Origin of the sequence: Paraburkholderia phenazinium, assembly GCF_900142845.1 — a bacterium.
GTDB lineage: Bacteria > Pseudomonadota > Gammaproteobacteria > Burkholderiales > Burkholderiaceae > Paraburkholderia > Paraburkholderia phenazinium_A.
On the sequence record NZ_FSRU01000003.1, the window covers coordinates 820,440 to 837,571 of the forward strand.

Genomic DNA, 17,132 nt, shown 5'->3' on the forward strand with positions numbered 1-17,132 from the left:
CTAATAGACCACTAACAAAGCAAGGAAAGGCCAACCCCGCAGAAATACAGCCAAAGGCAACGCCAATAGACCACTAACAAAGCAAGGAAAAGCCAACCCCGCAGGAACAACGACAAAACCAAAGCGCCGCAGGCAAAAACCCCTCACTCCGGCAACTCAGCCGCCCCCATCCGATGAGCGATCACCCCCGCGCGTTGCGCGAGATACGGCGAACCCCGATGCTCATCAAAATACTTAGGCCTCGGCAACATCACCGCCAGCCGCGCCGACTGCCCCACGCTCAGCTTCGCAGCCGTCGTCTTGTAGTAATAGTTCGCCGCCGCCTGCGCGCCATAAACCCCATTACCCCACTCGACCGAGTTGAGATAAATCTCGTAGATCCGCTCCTTGTCCATCAAGGTATCAAGCATCCACGTGATGATGACCTCCTGCCCCTTGCGGATATAACTTTTATCCCGCGATAGAAACAGATTGCGCGCCAGTTGCTGGGTGATCGTCGAACCACCCCGAACGATCTTGCCGCGCGCCTTATTTTTCTCCCACGCCTGCAGGATGGCCTCAGTCTCGAATCCGTTGTTGTTAACGAAGTTCGCGTCCTCGGAGGCGATGATCGCGCGCTTCAGATTGCGCGAAATCTGCTCGTACGGCACCCACGTGTGCTGGATCGACAGATCAGGCCGGTCCTGCGAAAGCGTCCACGCGTCCGAGCGCATGAACGCCGTCGACTGCGGATTCACGTAGTTCCAGATGCCAATCTGCACGAAGTAGAACACCTGCGTCGCGAACCAGGCTATCGCAACCACCGCGCCAACGTATAGAATCCAGCGGGTCGGTCCCGGCCGGCCTGCTCGCCTCGCTCGCGTCATCGTGGTCAGGCTCCTCGTTTCGATGGAATCGGCAACGCCAGGCGCGTCAGTCGGCCCGAGCGCATACGCGGACGTCCGCAAACTCAAGCGACGCAGCAGCTTTCACCCGCTCGTCGTCGAGTCTTCACTTTTCTGTCAGGTCACGCTCGGCGCGGCCAGCATCCGACGCAGTTCAGCCAGCACCGGCGCGCCTTCAGGACGCACGCCGCGCCAGAGGTAAAACGACTCGGCCGCCTGCTCGACCAGCATCCCCAAACCGTCCGCCGCCCGCGCGCCCAGCGCTTGCGCGTGCTGCATGAAAACGGTCGGCTGCGCGCCGTACATCATGTCGTAGGCGAGCGTGCCGCTGCCGAACGCGCCGTCGTCGCACTCAGGCAACGCGGCATCAAGACTGCCGGCAGTTGCATTGATGATGACGTCGTAAGCACCCGGCTCGATAGCCGCCGCGCTGCCGCCGCTCAGCCGGCAGCCGGCTGAGCGCGCCGCCTCGCCGAACTGGCTCACCAGCTCACTCGCTTTCGCTGCGGTCCGGTTGACGATCGTCAGCGTGTGCGGCGCGCGCTCCAGCATCGGCAGCACCACGCCGCGCGCGGCACCGCCCGCGCCCAGCAGCAGAATGCGAGCGCCCTCGAGCGGCGTGGCCAGATTCACTTCAATATCGCGCACGAGGCCAAAGCCGTCCGTATTGTCGCCGTAGATCTCACCAACCTCGAAGCGCAAGGTGTTCACCGCGCCCGCCGCCGCCGCACGCGGCGACAACTGCGTGGCCAGCGCATGCGCCTCCAGTTTGAACGGCACGGTGACGTTCAGTCCACGCCCACCGCCCTCGATAAACGCGCGAACCTGCGGCACGAAGGCGTCGACGGGCGCCAGCAGATGCGTATAGTCGATCGGCTCGCCGGTCTGCTCGGCAAAGCGCGCGTGAATGAACGGCGATTTGCTATGCCCGACCGGATTGCCGACCACCGCATAGCGGTCTCGCGAGCCGGCAACCGAAGTCGCCTCGCCCGTTGCCGGCGTGCCTGCCTGTACGGCGGACTGCGCTGCGGACTCTACGGTGGACCGGTTGGTCTGACTCATTGCCCCGGCTCCGCCACATGCTGACCAGCCGGCGCGTCTTCACCTTCCCCACCGTTGCCGTTTTCCTCCGCACCGGATTCACCAGACGCATTAGCCTCAGTGCCGGCCTCAGCCTCAGCCTCAGCTTCAGCCTCAGCTTCCGCTTCGCTCTGCGCAGAATCGTCCGCGGCGTCCAGCAGTTCTTCTTCGCCCTCGTCGGCTTCGTCAGCCTCTTCGGCTTCGGCGCCGCTCGTGACCGTCGGCGCGTCGAGTACGTGCAGCTTCCGCACGGACGCTTCCACGGTCAGCTCATCAATCGACATCACTTCCATCAGCAAACGCGTGCCGCGCGCATGGACGCCCAGCGCCGGCACATGCAGCAGCAACGGAATCTCTTCCAGCCGAACGAGGTCGTCCTTCACCACGCTCGCCACCACCTGCTTCCGGTTCTCCTGCTTCAACCAGCGCAGGCACCAGAAGTACTCCATGCGGCGCTGGTGGTCGGCGTAGGCCGAGTAGGTGTCGTCGAAGCCTTGCACGACGGCGAACAGATCCGCGTCCTTCGGCTTGAACGGCGCGGCCAGCTTGGCAGTCACGCCGTGTTGCACGCAAGCGAGCAGTTGCCATTGATTCACAAGGTCGACGTAGCGGCGCAGCGGCGAGGTGCTCCACGCGTACTGCGCCACACCCAGGCCTTCGTGCGGCGCGGCGTTGGTTTGCATGCGCGTGCGCTTCGGCCCGGTCGGCGCGCCGAAGGCCCGCTGCGAACGGTAGATGCCCGGCACGCCATGGTCATGCAGGAACGCGCCCCACGACGAGTTGGCGAGAATCGCCAGTTCGGCGACGATCGTGTCGAGCGGCGAACCGCGGCGGCGCGGCGTGATGGTGATGTGCTCGCCGTCGACGTAGAAATTGAAGTCCGTATTGCGCTGCACTTCGCGGCGCAGACCGTAGCCTGCCCGCGCCTGCTGGCGCTTCTCGAACAGCGCGAGGGCGAACGGCCACAACACCGCGATATCGTCCTTGTGTGGATATTCGCCGCTGCCGGCGGCGAGCGCCTCTTCAGTGACGAGTTCGTCCAGCGTGTTGTGCCGCAGGTTGTTCTTCACGAACACCCGCTCGGCGCGTGTTTCGCTGGCGACGATTTCCTGAGTCTCGCGATTGACGATCACGTACAGCGACAACGCCGGACGCATGCCGCCTTCAGCGAGCGTGAACGCTTCGACGACGCTGTCCGGCAGCATGGTGATCTTGTCGCCGGGCATGTAGACCGTCGACAGGCGCGTGCGGGCAATCGCGTCGATCGCGTCGCCAGGCGTAATCCCCAGCGCCGGCGCCGCGATATGCACGCCGATCCGCACGCGGCCGTCGGCGAGGTGCTCGACCGAAAACGCATCGTCGATTTCGGTGGTGGTCACGTCGTCGATCGAGAACGCTTCGACGTTAGCGTCCGGCAGATCCTCCGGCAACGCACCGACCGTCACGGCCGCAAAGCCGGTACCGTGCGGGAAGAATTCCGACAGAAAGCGCGCTTCATGCAGCGCGCGCGCCGACGGAATGCCGCCGCACTCGAGCATCAGACGCGCCTGCGAAATGCCGCGCGCGGCCGCTGCGGCTTCGAGCGCCTTGTATTCGATGGTGTTCTTGTCCGGTTTGGTCAACAGACCCAGCGCCTTACCGGCCAACGCCTCCGGCAGCCGGCCCGCTTTCAGCTCTTCCTCGTACTCCGCCTGCACCAAACCTTGCTGGCGTTTGCGTTCGAGGCCGGCGAGCGCCATCTTCAGTTGCTCTTGCGGCGCGCGCTGATACTGGCCGCGCCCTTTGCGGCGGAAGTAGACCGGCGCGCTGTGCATGCGCAGCACCAACGCGGCGCGTTCCACCGGACCGAACGACGCACCGAAATAGTCCGCGCCCAGCGTGGCAAACGGGAATTCATCGTCAGGGGCGCATTCCCACAGGAAATCCAGATCGATTTCCTGCGCGGCGGCGTCCGCCTGCTGGATCAGATCGCCGGCGCTCGGCTTCTCGAATTCGATCAGCACGTCTTTGGCGCGCACCTTCGCGCGCCGGCCGCCCGGCAGCTCGACCTGAAACGCGTCGCCCTGGCGCGACAGCACGCTGCCCGCCTTGAAACTGCCCGATTCCTCAAAGAAAACGTTCACTCAATACTCTCGTTCTGACTTGCATCTGCCGCGGCGCCTGGCGGTGGAATCCGGCCCGCGCGTCGGCAACGTGTTCGTGGTGGTAGGCCCGCCGCGCTCTTGCTGGGCGCCGGCGGCATGAATCAATGAATCAGGCTGCCGCGCGTGGCGCCGGCGGTTCCAGATCCTCTGCGTCGCAAAAGGCCAGCACGTCGTCGACGTACTGCTCGAACTCGCTGATTGCGTGGTCGCTGCCTTCAATCAGCGTGGTGCGGGCGCCCGGATAGTGGGCGAGCATTTCGCGGTAATCGAGCACTTCGTCGCCGGTGGCCGCCATCAAATAATAGCGTTCGGGCCGCGTGATCGATGCGACCCCAAGTGCCCGCAATTCGTCCAGATGATGCGGCTCGACGACGATGCTGCCGCCGCCGTGCCAAAGCGGCTGCTCGCCGAGGTACTGACTGAGATCGCGTTGCGGCACGACCGCCGGATTCAGCAGCACCGCCGACCAGCCGTGCTTTTCAGCCAGATGGGTGGCGAAATAGCCGCCGAGCGAACTGCCCACCACGGTCACCCGCTGCGGCGCTGCCGCCGCGACCAGCGATTCGGCCAGCACGACGGTCTCGAGCGGCGACACCGGCAGCATCGGGCAGCACCATTCGGCACCGCGGCCCAGCGCGGCCAGGCGCGCCGCCATCACGCGCGCCTTGAACGAATTCGGCGAGGAGCGGAAGCCGTGCAGATAGAGGATCACGCCTCGCCCCGTGCGGATGAATGCGGATGCGGATGCGCCTCACCCGCCGGTCGCGCCGAGAGCGCATCGAGCAGCTTCTGGTGGACCCCGCCAAAGCCGCCGTTGCTCATCACCAGCACCTGGTCGCCCGGCTGCGCCGCCGCCGCGACCGCTTTGACGAGCGCGTCGAGATTGTCGAAGGCGTGAGCCTTGTCGCCGAGCGGCGCCAGCGCTTCGCCGAGATCCCAGCCCAGCGCGTCGCGTCCGGTGGGCGCGCCATAGCCGAACACGAGGTCCGCGTCCGCGAGGCTGGCCGGCAATTGCGCCTTCATCACGCCCAGCTTCATGGTGTTCGAGCGCGGCTCCAGCACGGCGAGAATCCGCGTACGTTCGCGACCGACCCGCGTGCGCAGACCGGCAACCGTCGTTTCGATGGCGGTGGGATGGTGCGCGAAGTCGTCGTAGACCGTCACGCCGTCGACGCTGCCGCGCACTTCCATGCGGCGCTTCACATTGCGAAAGCTCGTGAGCGACTGCGCGGCCTGCGCGGGCGGCACGCCGACACTGCGCGCCGCGGCGATCGCCGCGATCGCGTTCATGCGGTTGTGCTCGCCCTGCACCTGCCAGTCGACGACACCCACGCGCGCCCCGTTGTGATACACCGCAAAGCGCTCGTCGACCGGCACGCCGTCTTCCGCCGGCAGCGCCTGCCAGCCGCCCTGCACGCCGAAGCGCTCCACCTCGCTCCAGCAGCCGCGCGACAGCACCCGCTCGAGCGCATCCTCGCGCCCGTTCGTGACGATCCGCCCAATGCCCGGCACGGTGCGGACCAGATGGTGGAACTGCGTCTCGATAGCGGCGAGATCGGGGAAAATGTCGGCGTGATCGAACTCGAGGTTGTTCAGAAGCGCCGTGCGCGGGCGGTAGTGGACGAACTTCGAGCGCTTGTCGAAGAAGGCCGTGTCGTACTCGTCCGCTTCGATCACAAAGAAGCTCGAATCGGTCAGCCGCGCCGAAACACCAAAGTTCAGCGGCACGCCGCCGATCAGAAAGCCCGGATTCAGCCCCGCGTCTTCGAGCAGCCAGGTGAGCATCGAACTGGTGGTGGTCTTGCCGTGCGTGCCGGCCACCGCCAGCACCCACTTGCCGTTCAGCACATGCTCGCCGAGCCATTGCGGACCGGACACATACGGCAGTCCGCGGTCCAGGATCGCTTCCATCAGAGGATTGCCGCGCGACACCACATTGCCGATCACAAACAGATCGGGGTTCAGATCGAGCTGCTCCGCGCCGTAACCCTCTATAAGACGAATGCCTTGTGCCTCGAGCTGCGTGCTCATGGGCGGATAGACGCCGGCGTCGCAGCCGGTGACCGTGTGCCCGGCCCCGCGCGCGAGGACCGCGAGACCGCCCATGAACGTGCCGCAGATGCCGAGGATGTGAATATGCATAAGCCTGTGGTGCCGCGCGGGCGTACTTTTTGCGTAGGAGGAAGTGCGCGGGAGGGGCCGAAAAGGTCCGTCCGCAAAGGACGCTATTGTAACCGACGCCCCTTCGATCGCCCTACGCCGAGGCCCTGTGCCGCAGCCCGCCGGGACCCTGGGAGGCCTCAAAAGGCCCGCCTTCATTCTCTAGTATGATTGTGAGATGGTTCGCAAATCACATTTCGATCCGCAGCGGGTGCGCGAGGAAATCGCCATCGCCGCTGCGCGGATGATCGCCGAGGACGGTCTGGACTACTCGACGGCCAAGCGCAAAGCTGCGCGGCAAGTCGTCGGGGAAACCCGCGTGGCCGGCGAATGGCTGCCGGATAACGACCAGATCGAGGAAGAAATCCGCGAGTACCAGTCGCTCTTCCAGGGCGACAGCCAGCCGGTCGTCCTGCGCCGCCTGCGCGGCGTCGCGCTCGACTGGATGCAGCGGCTCGCCCCGTTCAACCCGTATCTGACCGGCGCAGTACTGAACGGCACGGCGGGCGATCATTCGGACGTGTATCTGCAGGCTTTCTGCGACAACCCGAAAGACGTCGCCATCTACTTCCTCAATGCCAACGTGCAATACGACGTGTCGGAGACCCGTCACTTTGCAGGCCGCGGCTATGTGGAGACGCTGAGTTTCCTGTGGCGCCCGGAGCGCGAGGCGCAAGGCGCCGATCCGGTCGGCATCCACGTCGCGCTGTACGGCACCGACGACTTGCGTGGCGCCGTGCGCGCCGACGCCCGCGGCCGCCATGCGCGGGCAAGCGCGCAAGCTGTGCAGGCGTTGCTCGACGAGAGCCGCGTGCCCACTCCCAACAATTGATCGGACAACAATGAAGAGCAAGCGGATTCTGGCCAGTGGGTTCGTCGCGATTCTGGCAGCCGGCGTCGGCATCTTCGCCGGACGCGGCCTGCTGAACGCAAGCGGCGTCGATGTCGCGCAAGCCGCGCAACCGCAGCCGCAAGGCGCCGTCGCGCAGTTGTGGGCCGCCCCCGTCACCAATGCCGACGGCAAGCCGCAGTCGCTCGCGCTGCTTAAAGGGCACCCGGTGGTGATCAATTTCTGGGCGTCCTGGTGCGGACCGTGCGTCGAGGAAATGCCGTCGCTCGCGCAGCTGCATCGCGAATACGCGAAGAAAGGCATCGAGTTCGTCGGACTTGGCGTCGATTCGGACAAGAACGTGAAGGCCTTCCTGCAAAAAGTGCCGGTCGACTACCCGGTCTACGTGATCGGTTTTGGCGGCGCGGACCTCGCCCGCGCGTTCGGCAATAATGCGGGCGGCCTGCCGTTTACCGTCGTCATCGACGCAAAAGGCAACGTTCGGTCGACAAAATTAGGGCAAATCCAGCCGAAAGAGCTGAAACAGACGCTCGACGCCCTGTAAACTTAACATTCGCCTAAGCTTTAATTGTGGTCGGAACGGGCCGGATTGCGCGCAAATTGCCTAAAATTGCGAGAAGATGCGCATCCGGCAAGTTCGCCGAAAGCCGCCGGAATCAATCCTGCTGCGCGGGAAACTAGACAAGTTTCTCTAATCAGCGCTAAAGTGCGCCCAATTCCACGGAAATAGAAGCGACCATGACGCGACTGCTGGTACTGCACGGCCCCAACCTCAATCTTCTCGGCACCCGGGAACCTGAGGTCTACGGTCGCGTGACGCTGCCGCAGATCGATCAGGCGCTGGCCGACCGCGCAGCGGACGCCGGCGTCGAGCTCGCGTCGTTCCAGAGCAACCACGAGGGGGCGCTGGTCGATCGCATCCAGTCCGCACGGCTAGAGAAAACCGATTTCATTCTGATCAATCCCGCGGCGTACACGCACACCAGCGTGGCGGTCCGGGACGCACTGGCGGGGGTCGGCATCCCGTTCGTCGAGATTCATCTGTCGAACGTGCATCGTCGCGAACCGTTCCGGCATCACTCGTATTTCTCCGACCAGGCAGAGGGCGTCATTTGCGGCCTCGGCTGGAAGGGATATCTTTACGCACTCGAATTCGCGCTCGACCGGCTCGCCGCCGGCTCGCAACGCGGCTGATTCCAACACACCTATTCTGGGCCGGCAGGCAGCGCCGCCGGCACTTCACGCATTGAAAGGGGATGCCCAATGGATCTACGTAAACTGAAGACTCTGATCGACCTCGTCTCCGAGTCCGGTATTTCGGAACTGGAAGTCACCGAAGGCGAAGGCAAGGTCCGCATCGTCAAGAATGCGCCGCCGGTTTACGTCCAGCCGTCCGCGTCCTACGCTCCGCAGTACGCCGCACCGGCGCCGGTTGCGGGTGCGCCCGCAGAAGCCCCGGCCGCCGCGCCGGCAACGCCTGCCGCGGTGGCGCCGCAAGGTCACGTGGTGACCTCGCCGATGGTCGGCACGTTCTATCGTGCGCCGTCGCCGGGCGCCGAGCCGTTCGTCCAGGTGGGCGACACGGTCAAGGAAGGCCAGACGATCTGCATCATCGAAGCGATGAAGCTGCTCAACGAAATCGAGTCGGACAAGTCCGGCGTGGTCAAGGAAATCCTCGTCGACAACGGGCAGGCCGTCGAATACGGCCAGCCGCTGTTCGTGGTCGGCTAACGCGGCACGCTTTGCGTTTGCCGTCCGCGCACCTGTTGGATTGGGGTGCGCGACCGATCCTCTGAGGCGGCCGTCCGCGGCGCCCATTGATGAGTCGAAAATCCGCTATGTTTGAAAAAATTCTTATTGCCAATCGCGGCGAGATCGCGCTCCGTATCCAGCGCGCGTGCCGTGAGCTCGGCGTCAAGACGGTCGTCGTCTATTCCGAAGCCGACAAGGAAGCCAAGTATGTGAAGCTCGCCGACGAGGCCGTCTGTATCGGCCCGGCGCCTTCCAACCTGAGCTACCTGAACATGCCCGCGCTGATCAGCGCGGCGGAAGTCACCGACGCCGAAGCGATTCACCCCGGCTACGGTTTCCTCTCCGAGAACGCGGACTTCGCCGAACGCGTCGAGCAGTCCGGCTTCACCTTCATCGGCCCGCGCCCGGAAACGATCCGGATGATGGGCGATAAGGTGACCGCCAAGCAGACCATGATCAAGACCGGCGTGCCGTGCGTGCCGGGTTCTGAAGGCGCGTTGCCCGACGATCCGAAAGAGATCGTGAAAATTGCCCGCCAGGTCGGCTATCCAGTCATCATCAAGGCCGCCGGCGGCGGCGGTGGCCGCGGCATGCGCGTGGTCCACACGGAAGCGGCGCTCGTCAACGCGGTCAACATGACGCGCGAAGAAGCCGGCCGTGCCTTCGGCAACCCGCAGGTCTACATGGAGAAATTCCTGGAGAACCCGCGGCACATCGAAATCCAGATTCTGGCCGACTCGTTCCGCAACGCAATCTGGCTGGGCGAGCGCGACTGCTCGATGCAGCGCCGTCACCAGAAGGTGATCGAAGAGGCGCCGGCGCCGGGTATTGCACGCCGCCTGATCGACCGCATCGGCGACCGTTGCGCGGACGCCTGCAAGAAGATGGGCTATCTTGGCGCGGGTACGTTCGAGTTCCTGTACGAAAACGGCGAGTTCTACTTCATCGAAATGAACACGCGCGTGCAGGTCGAACATCCGGTGACCGAACTGATTACCGGCGTCGACATCGTGCAGGAACAGATCCGCATCGCGGCCGGCGAAAAGCTCGCCTTCCGCCAGCGCGACATCGTGTTCAAGGGTCACGCCATCGAATGCCGGATCAACGCTGAAGATCCGTTCAAGTTCACTCCGTCGCCGGGACGCCTGACGTCGTGGCATATGCCGGGCGGCCCTGGCATCCGCGTCGATTCGCATGCGTACAACGGCTATTTCGTCCCGCCGAACTACGATTCGATGATCGGCAAGCTGATCGCTTACGGCGCAACCCGCGAGCAGGCCATCAAGCGGATGCGCATCGCGCTGTCGGAAATGGTGGTGGAAGGCATTCAGACCAACATCCCGCTGCACCGCGAGCTGATGCTCGACGCGAAGTTCGTCGAGGGCGGCACCAGCATTCACTACCTCGAAAACCGGCTGGCCGCGAAGCAGCAGGCCGCACCGGAAGAAGCGTAAGCCATGAGTTACCGGGAACTGATCGTCGAGCTGGCTCGCGAGCACGCGGAGGAGTTGTCCGACGCGCTGCTCGAGCTGGGCGCCTTGTCCGTGTCGGTGGAGGATGCTGACGCCGATACGCCCGACGAGCAGCCGCTCTTCGGCGAACCCGGTCTCACGCCCGACCGCACGGCCTGGCAACGCTCGCGCGTGATCGCGCTGCTGGCGCCGGAGCACGACCCTGCTGTCCTGCTGACGGCGGCCGCGAACGAACTGGGCTTGAATCCTGCGCCCACGTTCAGCACGCGCGTCGTCGAAGAACAGGACTGGGTGCGGCTCACGCAATCGCAGTTCGATCCGATTCCGATCGGCGAGCGCATCTGGGTCGTGCCGTCCTGGCACGATGCGCCGGACCCTGACGCCCTGGTGCTGGAGCTGGACCCGGGGCTCGCCTTCGGCACCGGCAGCCATCCCACCACGCGCCTGTGCATGGAGTGGCTGGAACAGTCGGTTGCGGCGAACCAGTCGGTGCTCGACTACGGTTGCGGCTCCGGCATCCTCGCGATCCTCGCGAAGAAGTGCGGCGCGAACCCCGTCTACGGGATCGACATCGATCCGCAAGCGGTCGAATCGGCTCGCCATAACAGCGAGCGCAACCGGGCCGAGGTCACCTATGGCCTGCCCGAAGACTGCCCGGCCGGCGAGTTCGATATCGTCGTCGCCAACATTCTGTCCAATCCGCTCAAGCTGATGGCGTCGATGCTGTCGTCCAAGGTCAAGCCGGGCGGACGGCTTGCGCTGTCGGGCATCCTCGCCCGCCAGGCCGACGAAGTGGCGCGGGTTTATCAACAGTGGATCGACATCGCCGTATGGCGTGAACACGAAGGTTGGGTATGCCTGACGGGAACGCGTCGGGAAAGCCATTAGAATAAGACGTATTGTCCAACTAACGGCCCTGCGGCCAATCGGCTCAATATGCTCCTGGCGACGCGCTGTCCTTTCTGCGAAACGGTCTTCCGGCTCGATCCGGCGCAGCTCGCGCTGCGCCGTGGCCTGGTGCGCTGCGGGCATTGCCAGGAAGTCTTCGACGCCTCGAGCAGTCTGTACGAAACCGCCGAGGGCGCCGACTTCGCCACAGCCGCCCCCGTTTCCCCCGCAGCCGTCGCCGCGCTGATCGCGGGCACGCATGCCACGCCGAAGATGCCGGATTTCAGCGCCGAGGCGTGGAATCCGTGGGCGCCGGCGCCCGACGCCGCCATCGACAACCGGCTGCTGCACAACGCCACCAATCTGCCGCTCGCGCCGGTTGCCGCGAGCGTCGCCGTCACGCCGCGGCACGCCGACGAACCCGAATTGCCGACGGCCAGCATCGAAGACCACGCCGCGCATCGCGAACCGGTTTTTGCGGCAGAGCCGGAGCCGGAACCAGAACCGGAGCCGCTCGAAGACGAACCGGCGCTGCAAGACGCACAAGCCGCAGCGGCGACCTTGCGCAGTGCCCCGGACCACGAACCGCATTTCGGCACGGCAGCCGCAGCGACACCCTTCGCCGTCAATCCGCCCGAAGACGAAGCCGATCCGTTCCCGGTGGTCCGCGAAACCCGCGCGGCCCCGCCGCGCCGCCTCGGCTGGCGCATCGTCGGCGTGCTGGTCGCGCTCATTCTGCTGGTCGGCCTGCTCGCCCAGCTCGCCTGGTGGCAGCGCGAGACCATCATGGTGGACTGGCCGCAGTCGCAAACGCTCTATGCGCAGGCCTGTGCGCAGATCGGCTGCAGCGTCATGCCGCCGCACGACATCGACGGTCTGCAGGTCGAACCGTCCGACCTGCGGCAGATCGACGGCCCGCACAAACTCGAACTGAAGATGCCGCTGCGCAACCGCTATAACGTCGCGCTAGCGTATCCGGCCATCGAACTCACGCTGCTCGACGACCAGAACAATGTCGCCGTACGCCGCGTGCTGTGGCCGCAGGACTACGTCAAACCCGGCACGCCGATCGCAGCGGGTCTCGCGGCGCGCACGACGGAGACCATGATCGTGCATCTCGACACCGGCAACGCAGTCGCCTCGAATTTCCGCGTACAGATTTTTTATCCCTGAACACAAGCTGCAGCTTTTTGCGCGCCCATGGCACCTCGGGCGCGTTCACCGTCAATCCCTGACACATTTTCGGAGCACAACATGAGTCAAGTCACGCTGGGTGGCAACCCGATCGAAGTAGCCGGCACGTTCCCGACCGTGGGCCAGAAGGCAGCCGCGTTTTCGCTGGTCGGCAAGGATCTCAAGCCGGTCACGCTCGCCGACTTCGCCGGCAAGCGCAAAGTGCTGAACATCGTGCCGAGCCTCGACACCCCGACCTGCGCCACCTCGACCCGCAAGTTCAACGAAGCGGCCGGCAAGCTGTCGAACACCGCGGTGATCGTAGTCTCGGGCGACCTGCCGTTCGCGGCCTCGCGCTTCTGCACCACCGAAGGCATTGAAAACGTCCTGACCGCTTCGACCTTCCGCGGCCATGAGTTCGCCCAGGCCTACGGCGTGGACGTCACGAGCGGCCCGCTGACGGGCCTGACGGCACGTGCCGTGGTCGTCATCGACGAAAACGACAAGGTGGTTCACGCCGAACTCGTCGGCGAAATCAAGAACGAGCCGAACTACGACGCAGCGCTTGCCGCGCTGAAGTAAGCAACCCGCGTCCGTCATTGCGCCGCGCCGTGTGCGCGGCGCTTTTACGTCGTCCGGTGCTTTACCTTTGTTAAGTTCTTATCCACTCGGATTTCTACAGGACCACTCATCTTGGCTACGCTGATTTGCGGCTCGCTCGCCTACGACAACATCATGACCTTTGAGGGCCGCTTTCGGGAGCACATCCTGCCCGAGCAGGTCCATATCCTCAACGTGAGCTTTCTTGTGCCGACGATGCGCCGCGAGTTCGGCGGCTGCGCGGGCAACATGGGCTACTCGCTGCACCTGCTCGGCGGCGACGCGCGCATCATGGGCGCGCTCGGCGCGGTCGACGCGCAGCTCTATCTGGACCGCTTCGACCAGCTCGGCATCTCGCGCGAGCACGTCCTCGTGCTGGCGGACACCTACTCCGCGCAGGCGATGATCACCACGGATCTGGAAAACAACCAGATCACCGCCTTCCACCCCGGCGCGATGATGCAGGCACACCTGAACCACGCAGACGAGGCGAAAGACATCACGCTCGCCATCGTGGGACCGGACGGCTACGACGCCATGACGCAGCACTCCGAACGACTTGCCGCCGCCGGCGTGCCGTTCGTCTTCGATCCGGGCCAGGGTCTGCCGCTGTTCGACGGCGCGACGCTGCGCCGCATGATTGAACTTGCCACTTACGTAGCTGTCAACGATTACGAAGCCAAACTGGTGAGCGACAAGACCGGCTGGTCCATCGAAGAAATCGCGAGCCGCGTTGATGCACTGATCATTACGCTCGGCGAGCATGGGGCGCAAATCCACCATGCAGGCGGCATGGAAACCATCCCCGCCGTCACCGCCAGGCAGGTGCTCGACCCCACCGGTTGCGGCGACGCCTTCCGCGGCGGCCTGCTCTACGGCATCGAGAAGCAGCTTGGCTGGGCTACCACCGGCCGCCTCGCGAGCCTGATGGGCGCGCTCAAGATCGAACATCAGGGGCCGCAAAACTACGCGCCCACCCGGGCGGAGATCAACGAACGGTTCAAGCAGGCGTTTGGATACGACCTGTCGTAATGCCGTAGCGCTAATTTGGAGTGAGGGAATGAAAACAACAAGTCGCCTGGTAGTAGCTGCTGTGCTGGTCGGTTCGCTGGCTATGTCGGGATGTGCGTATAACAGCAGCTCGGCGGACGTCTATACGGCGTCGCAAGCGCAGCGCGAAGAAACGGTCCGCATGGGCACCGTCGACAGCGTGCGGGCCGTGAAGATCAGTTCGAACAACGGCCAGCCGAGCGGCCTCGGTGCGATCGGCGGCGGCGCCCTGGGCGCAGTGGCCGGTAGCGCAATCGGCGGCGGGCGTGGCTCGATCGTCACAGGCATCATCGGCGGTATCGCCGGTGCAGTGGCCGGCAATGCGGTCGAAAACGGCGTCGCGATGCGCGACGGTATCGAGATCACAGTGCGCCTCGACAACGGCGACATCCGCGCCATCACGCAAAGCGCAACCGGCGAGATCTTCCAGGCCGGCGACCGCGTGCGGCTGCTGTCGAGCGGCGGCGTGACCCGCGTTACGCACTAGCTGTTCCCCTGAGCCGCTTTGCGCCGCAGGTCGGCGCAGCGGCAGTCTCACACGCATGCCCTTCACTGCGCATGCGTTTTTTTTCGTCCTGAGCAAACGCTGCAGGCAAAAAAAATCCCGCCGCCGGAAACCCAGCGACGGGACGGTGATTGAGCAGCGAGACTGACGGGCTACTCAATCATCGGACACATCGAGATGTGCCTAACGACTCGTCAGCGAATTACGGACGGCTGCCGGTCGGGAACGGCCATGCTGCAGCCGGGTTCAACGCGGTCTTCACCGTAGCTGCCGGTGCTGCGCTCGTTGCAGCGGGAGCGGCAGGTGCCGGAGCAGCCTTCTTCGCAACAGCCTTCTTCGGAGCAGCGGCCTTCTTGGCAGGCGCAGCGGGGACCTTGGCAGCCTTCTTCGCAGGGGCCTTGGCGGCCTTCTTCGCAGCAGGAGCCTTGGCAGCCTTCTTCGCAGGCGCCTTCTTGGCAGCGGCCTTCTTCGCCGGTGCTGCCTTCTTGGCAACCTTCTTCGCTGCAACCTTCTTCACTGCAACTTTCTTCGCAGCTGCCTTCTTGGCCGGTGCAGCCTTCTTCGCTGCAACCTTCTTCACTGCGACTTTCTTGGCTGCAACCTTCTTCGCTGCGACCTTCTTAGCCGGCGCAGCCTTCTTCGCTGCAACCTTCTTCACAGCGACTTTCTTTGCTGCGACCTTCTTCACTGCCACTTTCTTCGCAGCGACTTTCTTTGCCGGTGCTGCCTTCTTCGCTGCAACCTTCTTCACAGCGACTTTCTTAGCGGCGGCTTTTTTTGCAGTTGCCATCATTTTCTCCTTCAGGTTTTCAGATGAGAGTCAGTTCAAACTACACCCTTCGTCAAAACCCGCTTCCCGCGGACGCTTCTCAAGGCGGGCGCTACGAAGCGGGCTATTCATCGGCGTACGCAGGTGCTGCGCGCTTACGCTAATGAATACGGTAAGGCGCGCCGTGCCATCGGGCACCGCGCGCCAAGTCCAGTCAGCGTCGGATCTCGACGCCGGCAATCGTTTGATCGAACCGCCGGCCATCGGGCCAGCGGCTTTTTCCGGGGGGAAGTTTGCCCATCCCACTGAAGGGTTCGCAAAGTGCCTGTCATGTTTGTGGGCCGCTAAGGCACCGGGCACGCTTTGCATCAGGCGGTTCTGCTCCTAACCATAACTGCCGCGGCCCTTGCCGGCGGCATCCCCATCGATGAGTCGTCTGCGACGCGCCCGGTCATTCCCAGGACAGTGCGCCGCCAGTCTGATATTCGATTACGCGCGTCTCGAAGAAGTTGCGTTCCTTCTTCAGGTCAATCATCTCGCTCATCCACGGGAACGGGTTTTCCTCGTTCGGGTACAGCGGATCGAGACCGATCTGCTGGCAACGGCGGTTGCAGATGAAGCGCAGATAGCTCTTGAACATCGACGCATTGAGGCCGAGCACCCCGCGCGGCATCGTGTCTTCTGCGTAACGATATTCGAGGTCGACCGCTTGCTTGAAGATTTCGCGGATTTCCGCGCGGAACTCAGCCGTCCACAAGTGCGGGTTTTCGAGTTTGATCTGGTTGATCAGGTCGATGCCGAAATTGCAGTGCATCGACTCGTCGCGCAGGATGTATTGGTACTGTTCCGCGGCGCCCGTCATCTTGTTCTGGCGACCAAGCGCCAGAATCTGGGTGAAGCCGACGTAGAAGAACAGCCCTTCCATCACACAGGCGAACACGATCAGCGAGCGCAGCAGCGTCTGGTCTGTCTCGAGCGTGCCGGTCTTGAAGGCCGGGTCGGTCAGCGGGTGGATGAACGGAATCAGGAATTCGTCTTTCGCGCGGATCGAGGAAACCTCGTGGTACGCGTTGAAGATTTCGCCTTCGTCGAGGCCCAGCGATTCGACGATGTACTGGTAAGCGTGCGTGTGGATCGCCTCTTCGAACGCCTGGCGCAGCAGATACTGGCGGCATTCGGGCGCCGTGATATGGCGGTAGGTGCCCAGCACGATGTTGTTGGCGGCGAGCGAGTCTGCCGTGACGAAGAAGCCGAGGTTGCGCTTGACGATGCGGCGCTCGTCTTCGGTCAGCCCGTTCGGGTCTTTCCACAGGGCGATGTCGCGGGACATGTTGATTTCCTGCGGCATCCAGTGGTTCGCGCAACCGGACAGATACTTCTCCCACGCCCACTTGTACTTGAACGGCACCAGCTGATTGACGTCAGTCTGGCCGTTGATGATGCGCTTGTCGGCGACATTCACGCGCGCTTCGGAGACGGCGGCCAGTGCGGCAGCGGTTCCTTGAGCGGCAGATTGGGTAGCGGCACGGGCGGCGACGGGAGCGACAGCGATGTCGTTCACGAAGATTTCCTGAGCCGAGGGAGCGTGAAGAGCGGGACGCGTTCCGACTTGCGTACCGACAGCCGTTCCCGAAGCGTTGCGCAACTCGTTCAGTTGCGTAGCGCTCGAGGGAGTTACGGCAGTGATCTCGTCATCCCAGTTGAGCATAAATGTCACCATCAATTTAGAACGGTTTGTACCATCTTTTCACGAGCGTTAAAAGAGTTCGCTGATGAAAAATCCTGTTTTCGATTCGCGTTGCGAC

At 63.9% G+C, this 17,132-nt stretch carries 18 protein-coding genes; 10 read left to right on the top strand and 8 right to left on the bottom strand.

From position 1 onward, the window contains the following. Positions 1-143: 143 nt before the first annotated feature. The 5 genes from mtgA to mpl form a co-directional block, all read right to left on the bottom strand. The gene (gene mtgA / locus BUS12_RS37310; protein ID WP_074302545.1) at positions 144-866 is read right to left on the bottom strand and encodes a monofunctional biosynthetic peptidoglycan transglycosylase; all 723 of its coding nucleotides are present in this window, start codon (positions 864-866) and stop codon (positions 144-146) included. A gap of 135 nt (positions 867-1,001) precedes the next feature. Further along, a complete protein-coding gene (gene aroE / locus BUS12_RS37315) occupies positions 1,002-1,946 on the bottom strand; it encodes a shikimate dehydrogenase (protein WP_083640847.1) in 945 nt (314 codons plus the stop codon). Then, positions 1,943-4,087, bottom strand: coding sequence for a ribonuclease catalytic domain-containing protein (locus BUS12_RS37320; RefSeq protein WP_074302547.1), 2,145 nt, complete (start codon positions 4,085-4,087; stop codon positions 1,943-1,945). The genes aroE and BUS12_RS37320 overlap by 4 nt, the downstream gene beginning before the upstream one ends. 130 nt (positions 4,088-4,217) lie before the next feature. Next, complete coding sequence (locus tag BUS12_RS37325) at positions 4,218-4,820, bottom strand: YqiA/YcfP family alpha/beta fold hydrolase (RefSeq protein WP_074302549.1); 603 nt, start codon at positions 4,818-4,820, stop codon at positions 4,218-4,220. Further along, complete coding sequence (gene mpl, locus BUS12_RS37330) at positions 4,817-6,250, bottom strand: UDP-N-acetylmuramate:L-alanyl-gamma-D-glutamyl-meso-diaminopimelate ligase (RefSeq protein WP_074302551.1); 1,434 nt, start codon at positions 6,248-6,250, stop codon at positions 4,817-4,819. Before mpl ends, BUS12_RS37325 begins: the two co-directional genes overlap by 4 nt. Positions 6,251-6,446: 196 nt before the next feature. On the opposite strand from mpl, the gene BUS12_RS37335 reads away from it, so the two are divergent. The 10 genes from BUS12_RS37335 (at position 6,447) to BUS12_RS37380 (ending at position 14,540) form a co-directional block, all read left to right on the top strand. Further along, positions 6,447-7,100 (top strand): UDP-N-acetylmuramate--alanine ligase, encoded by a 654-nt coding sequence (locus tag BUS12_RS37335; RefSeq protein ID WP_074302553.1) that lies wholly within the window; start codon positions 6,447-6,449, stop codon positions 7,098-7,100. A gap of 10 nt (positions 7,101-7,110) precedes the next feature. Further along, complete coding sequence (locus tag BUS12_RS37340; RefSeq protein ID WP_074302555.1) at positions 7,111-7,662, top strand: TlpA family protein disulfide reductase; 552 nt, start codon at positions 7,111-7,113, stop codon at positions 7,660-7,662. Positions 7,663-7,856: 194 nt separating this feature from the next. After that, entirely contained in the window at positions 7,857-8,312 is a 456-nt protein-coding gene (aroQ, locus tag BUS12_RS37345; RefSeq protein WP_074302558.1) for a type II 3-dehydroquinate dehydratase, read from the top strand. Between the two features lie 69 nt (positions 8,313-8,381). Next, positions 8,382-8,849 carry an acetyl-CoA carboxylase biotin carboxyl carrier protein gene (accB, locus tag BUS12_RS37350; protein ID WP_074302560.1) on the top strand — a complete coding sequence of 156 codons (468 nt, stop codon included), beginning with the start codon at positions 8,382-8,384 and terminating at the stop codon, positions 8,847-8,849. A gap of 107 nt (positions 8,850-8,956) precedes the next feature. Next, positions 8,957-10,324, top strand: coding sequence for an acetyl-CoA carboxylase biotin carboxylase subunit (gene accC, locus BUS12_RS37355; RefSeq protein WP_074302562.1), 1,368 nt, complete (start codon positions 8,957-8,959; stop codon positions 10,322-10,324). 3 nt (positions 10,325-10,327) lie between these two features. Then, positions 10,328-11,230, top strand: coding sequence for a 50S ribosomal protein L11 methyltransferase (prmA, locus tag BUS12_RS37360; protein ID WP_074302564.1), 903 nt, complete (start codon positions 10,328-10,330; stop codon positions 11,228-11,230). Between the two features lie 48 nt (positions 11,231-11,278). Further along, positions 11,279-12,403: a zinc-ribbon and DUF3426 domain-containing protein gene (locus tag BUS12_RS37365; protein ID WP_074302566.1), complete on the top strand. Its 1,125-nt coding sequence runs from the start codon at positions 11,279-11,281 to the stop codon at positions 12,401-12,403. 81 nt (positions 12,404-12,484) lie between these two features. Then, positions 12,485-12,985, top strand: a complete 501-nt coding sequence (gene tpx, locus BUS12_RS37370) for a thiol peroxidase (protein ID WP_074302567.1) — start codon at positions 12,485-12,487, stop codon at positions 12,983-12,985. Positions 12,986-13,096: 111 nt separating this feature from the next. Beyond that, positions 13,097-14,035 carry a carbohydrate kinase family protein gene (locus BUS12_RS37375; RefSeq protein WP_074302569.1) on the top strand — a complete coding sequence of 313 codons (939 nt, stop codon included), beginning with the start codon at positions 13,097-13,099 and terminating at the stop codon, positions 14,033-14,035. Between the two features lie 28 nt (positions 14,036-14,063). Continuing rightward, positions 14,064-14,540: an outer membrane lipoprotein gene (locus tag BUS12_RS37380; protein ID WP_074302571.1), complete on the top strand. Its 477-nt coding sequence runs from the start codon at positions 14,064-14,066 to the stop codon at positions 14,538-14,540. A 220-nt stretch (positions 14,541-14,760) separates the two neighbouring features. On the opposite strand, the gene BUS12_RS37385 is transcribed toward BUS12_RS37380, so the two are convergent. The 3 genes from BUS12_RS37385 to BUS12_RS37395 form a co-directional block, all read right to left on the bottom strand. Beyond that, positions 14,761-15,348 carry a histone H1-like DNA-binding protein gene (locus BUS12_RS37385; RefSeq protein WP_074302573.1) on the bottom strand — a complete coding sequence of 196 codons (588 nt, stop codon included), beginning with the start codon at positions 15,346-15,348 and terminating at the stop codon, positions 14,761-14,763. Between the two features lie 30 nt (positions 15,349-15,378). Continuing rightward, positions 15,379-15,696, bottom strand: coding sequence for a hypothetical protein (locus tag BUS12_RS37390; protein ID WP_074302575.1), 318 nt, complete (start codon positions 15,694-15,696; stop codon positions 15,379-15,381). A gap of 82 nt (positions 15,697-15,778) precedes the next feature. Then, the gene (locus BUS12_RS37395; protein ID WP_074302577.1) at positions 15,779-17,035 is read right to left on the bottom strand and encodes a ribonucleotide-diphosphate reductase subunit beta; all 1,257 of its coding nucleotides are present in this window, start codon (positions 17,033-17,035) and stop codon (positions 15,779-15,781) included. Positions 17,036-17,132: the final 97 nt, after the last annotated feature.

Bases quoted from the DNA above. Each gene is read 5' to 3' on its own strand.
- mtgA (WP_074302545.1), bottom strand. From the start codon at position 866: ATGACGCGAGCGAGGCGAGCAGGCCGGCCGGGACCGACCCGCTGGATT.
- aroE (WP_083640847.1), bottom strand. From the start codon at position 1,946: ATGAGTCAGACCAACCGGTCCACCGTAGAGTCCGCAGCGCAGTCCGCC.
- mpl (WP_074302551.1), bottom strand. From the start codon at position 6,250: ATGCATATTCACATCCTCGGCATCTGCGGCACGTTCATGGGCGGTCTC.
- BUS12_RS37335 (WP_074302553.1), top strand. From the start codon at position 6,447: ATGGTTCGCAAATCACATTTCGATCCGCAGCGGGTGCGCGAGGAAATC.
- BUS12_RS37340 (WP_074302555.1), top strand. From the start codon at position 7,111: ATGAAGAGCAAGCGGATTCTGGCCAGTGGGTTCGTCGCGATTCTGGCA.
- aroQ (WP_074302558.1), top strand. From the start codon at position 7,857: ATGACGCGACTGCTGGTACTGCACGGCCCCAACCTCAATCTTCTCGGC.
- accB (WP_074302560.1), top strand. From the start codon at position 8,382: ATGGATCTACGTAAACTGAAGACTCTGATCGACCTCGTCTCCGAGTCC.
- accC (WP_074302562.1), top strand. From the start codon at position 8,957: ATGTTTGAAAAAATTCTTATTGCCAATCGCGGCGAGATCGCGCTCCGT.
- prmA (WP_074302564.1), top strand. From the start codon at position 10,328: ATGAGTTACCGGGAACTGATCGTCGAGCTGGCTCGCGAGCACGCGGAG.
- BUS12_RS37365 (WP_074302566.1), top strand. From the start codon at position 11,279: ATGCTCCTGGCGACGCGCTGTCCTTTCTGCGAAACGGTCTTCCGGCTC.
- tpx (WP_074302567.1), top strand. From the start codon at position 12,485: ATGAGTCAAGTCACGCTGGGTGGCAACCCGATCGAAGTAGCCGGCACG.
- BUS12_RS37380 (WP_074302571.1), top strand. From the start codon at position 14,064: ATGAAAACAACAAGTCGCCTGGTAGTAGCTGCTGTGCTGGTCGGTTCG.
- BUS12_RS37385 (WP_074302573.1), bottom strand. From the start codon at position 15,348: ATGGCAACTGCAAAAAAAGCCGCCGCTAAGAAAGTCGCTGTGAAGAAG.
- BUS12_RS37390 (WP_074302575.1), bottom strand. From the start codon at position 15,696: ATGCAAAGCGTGCCCGGTGCCTTAGCGGCCCACAAACATGACAGGCAC.
- BUS12_RS37395 (WP_074302577.1), bottom strand. From the start codon at position 17,035: ATGCTCAACTGGGATGACGAGATCACTGCCGTAACTCCCTCGAGCGCT.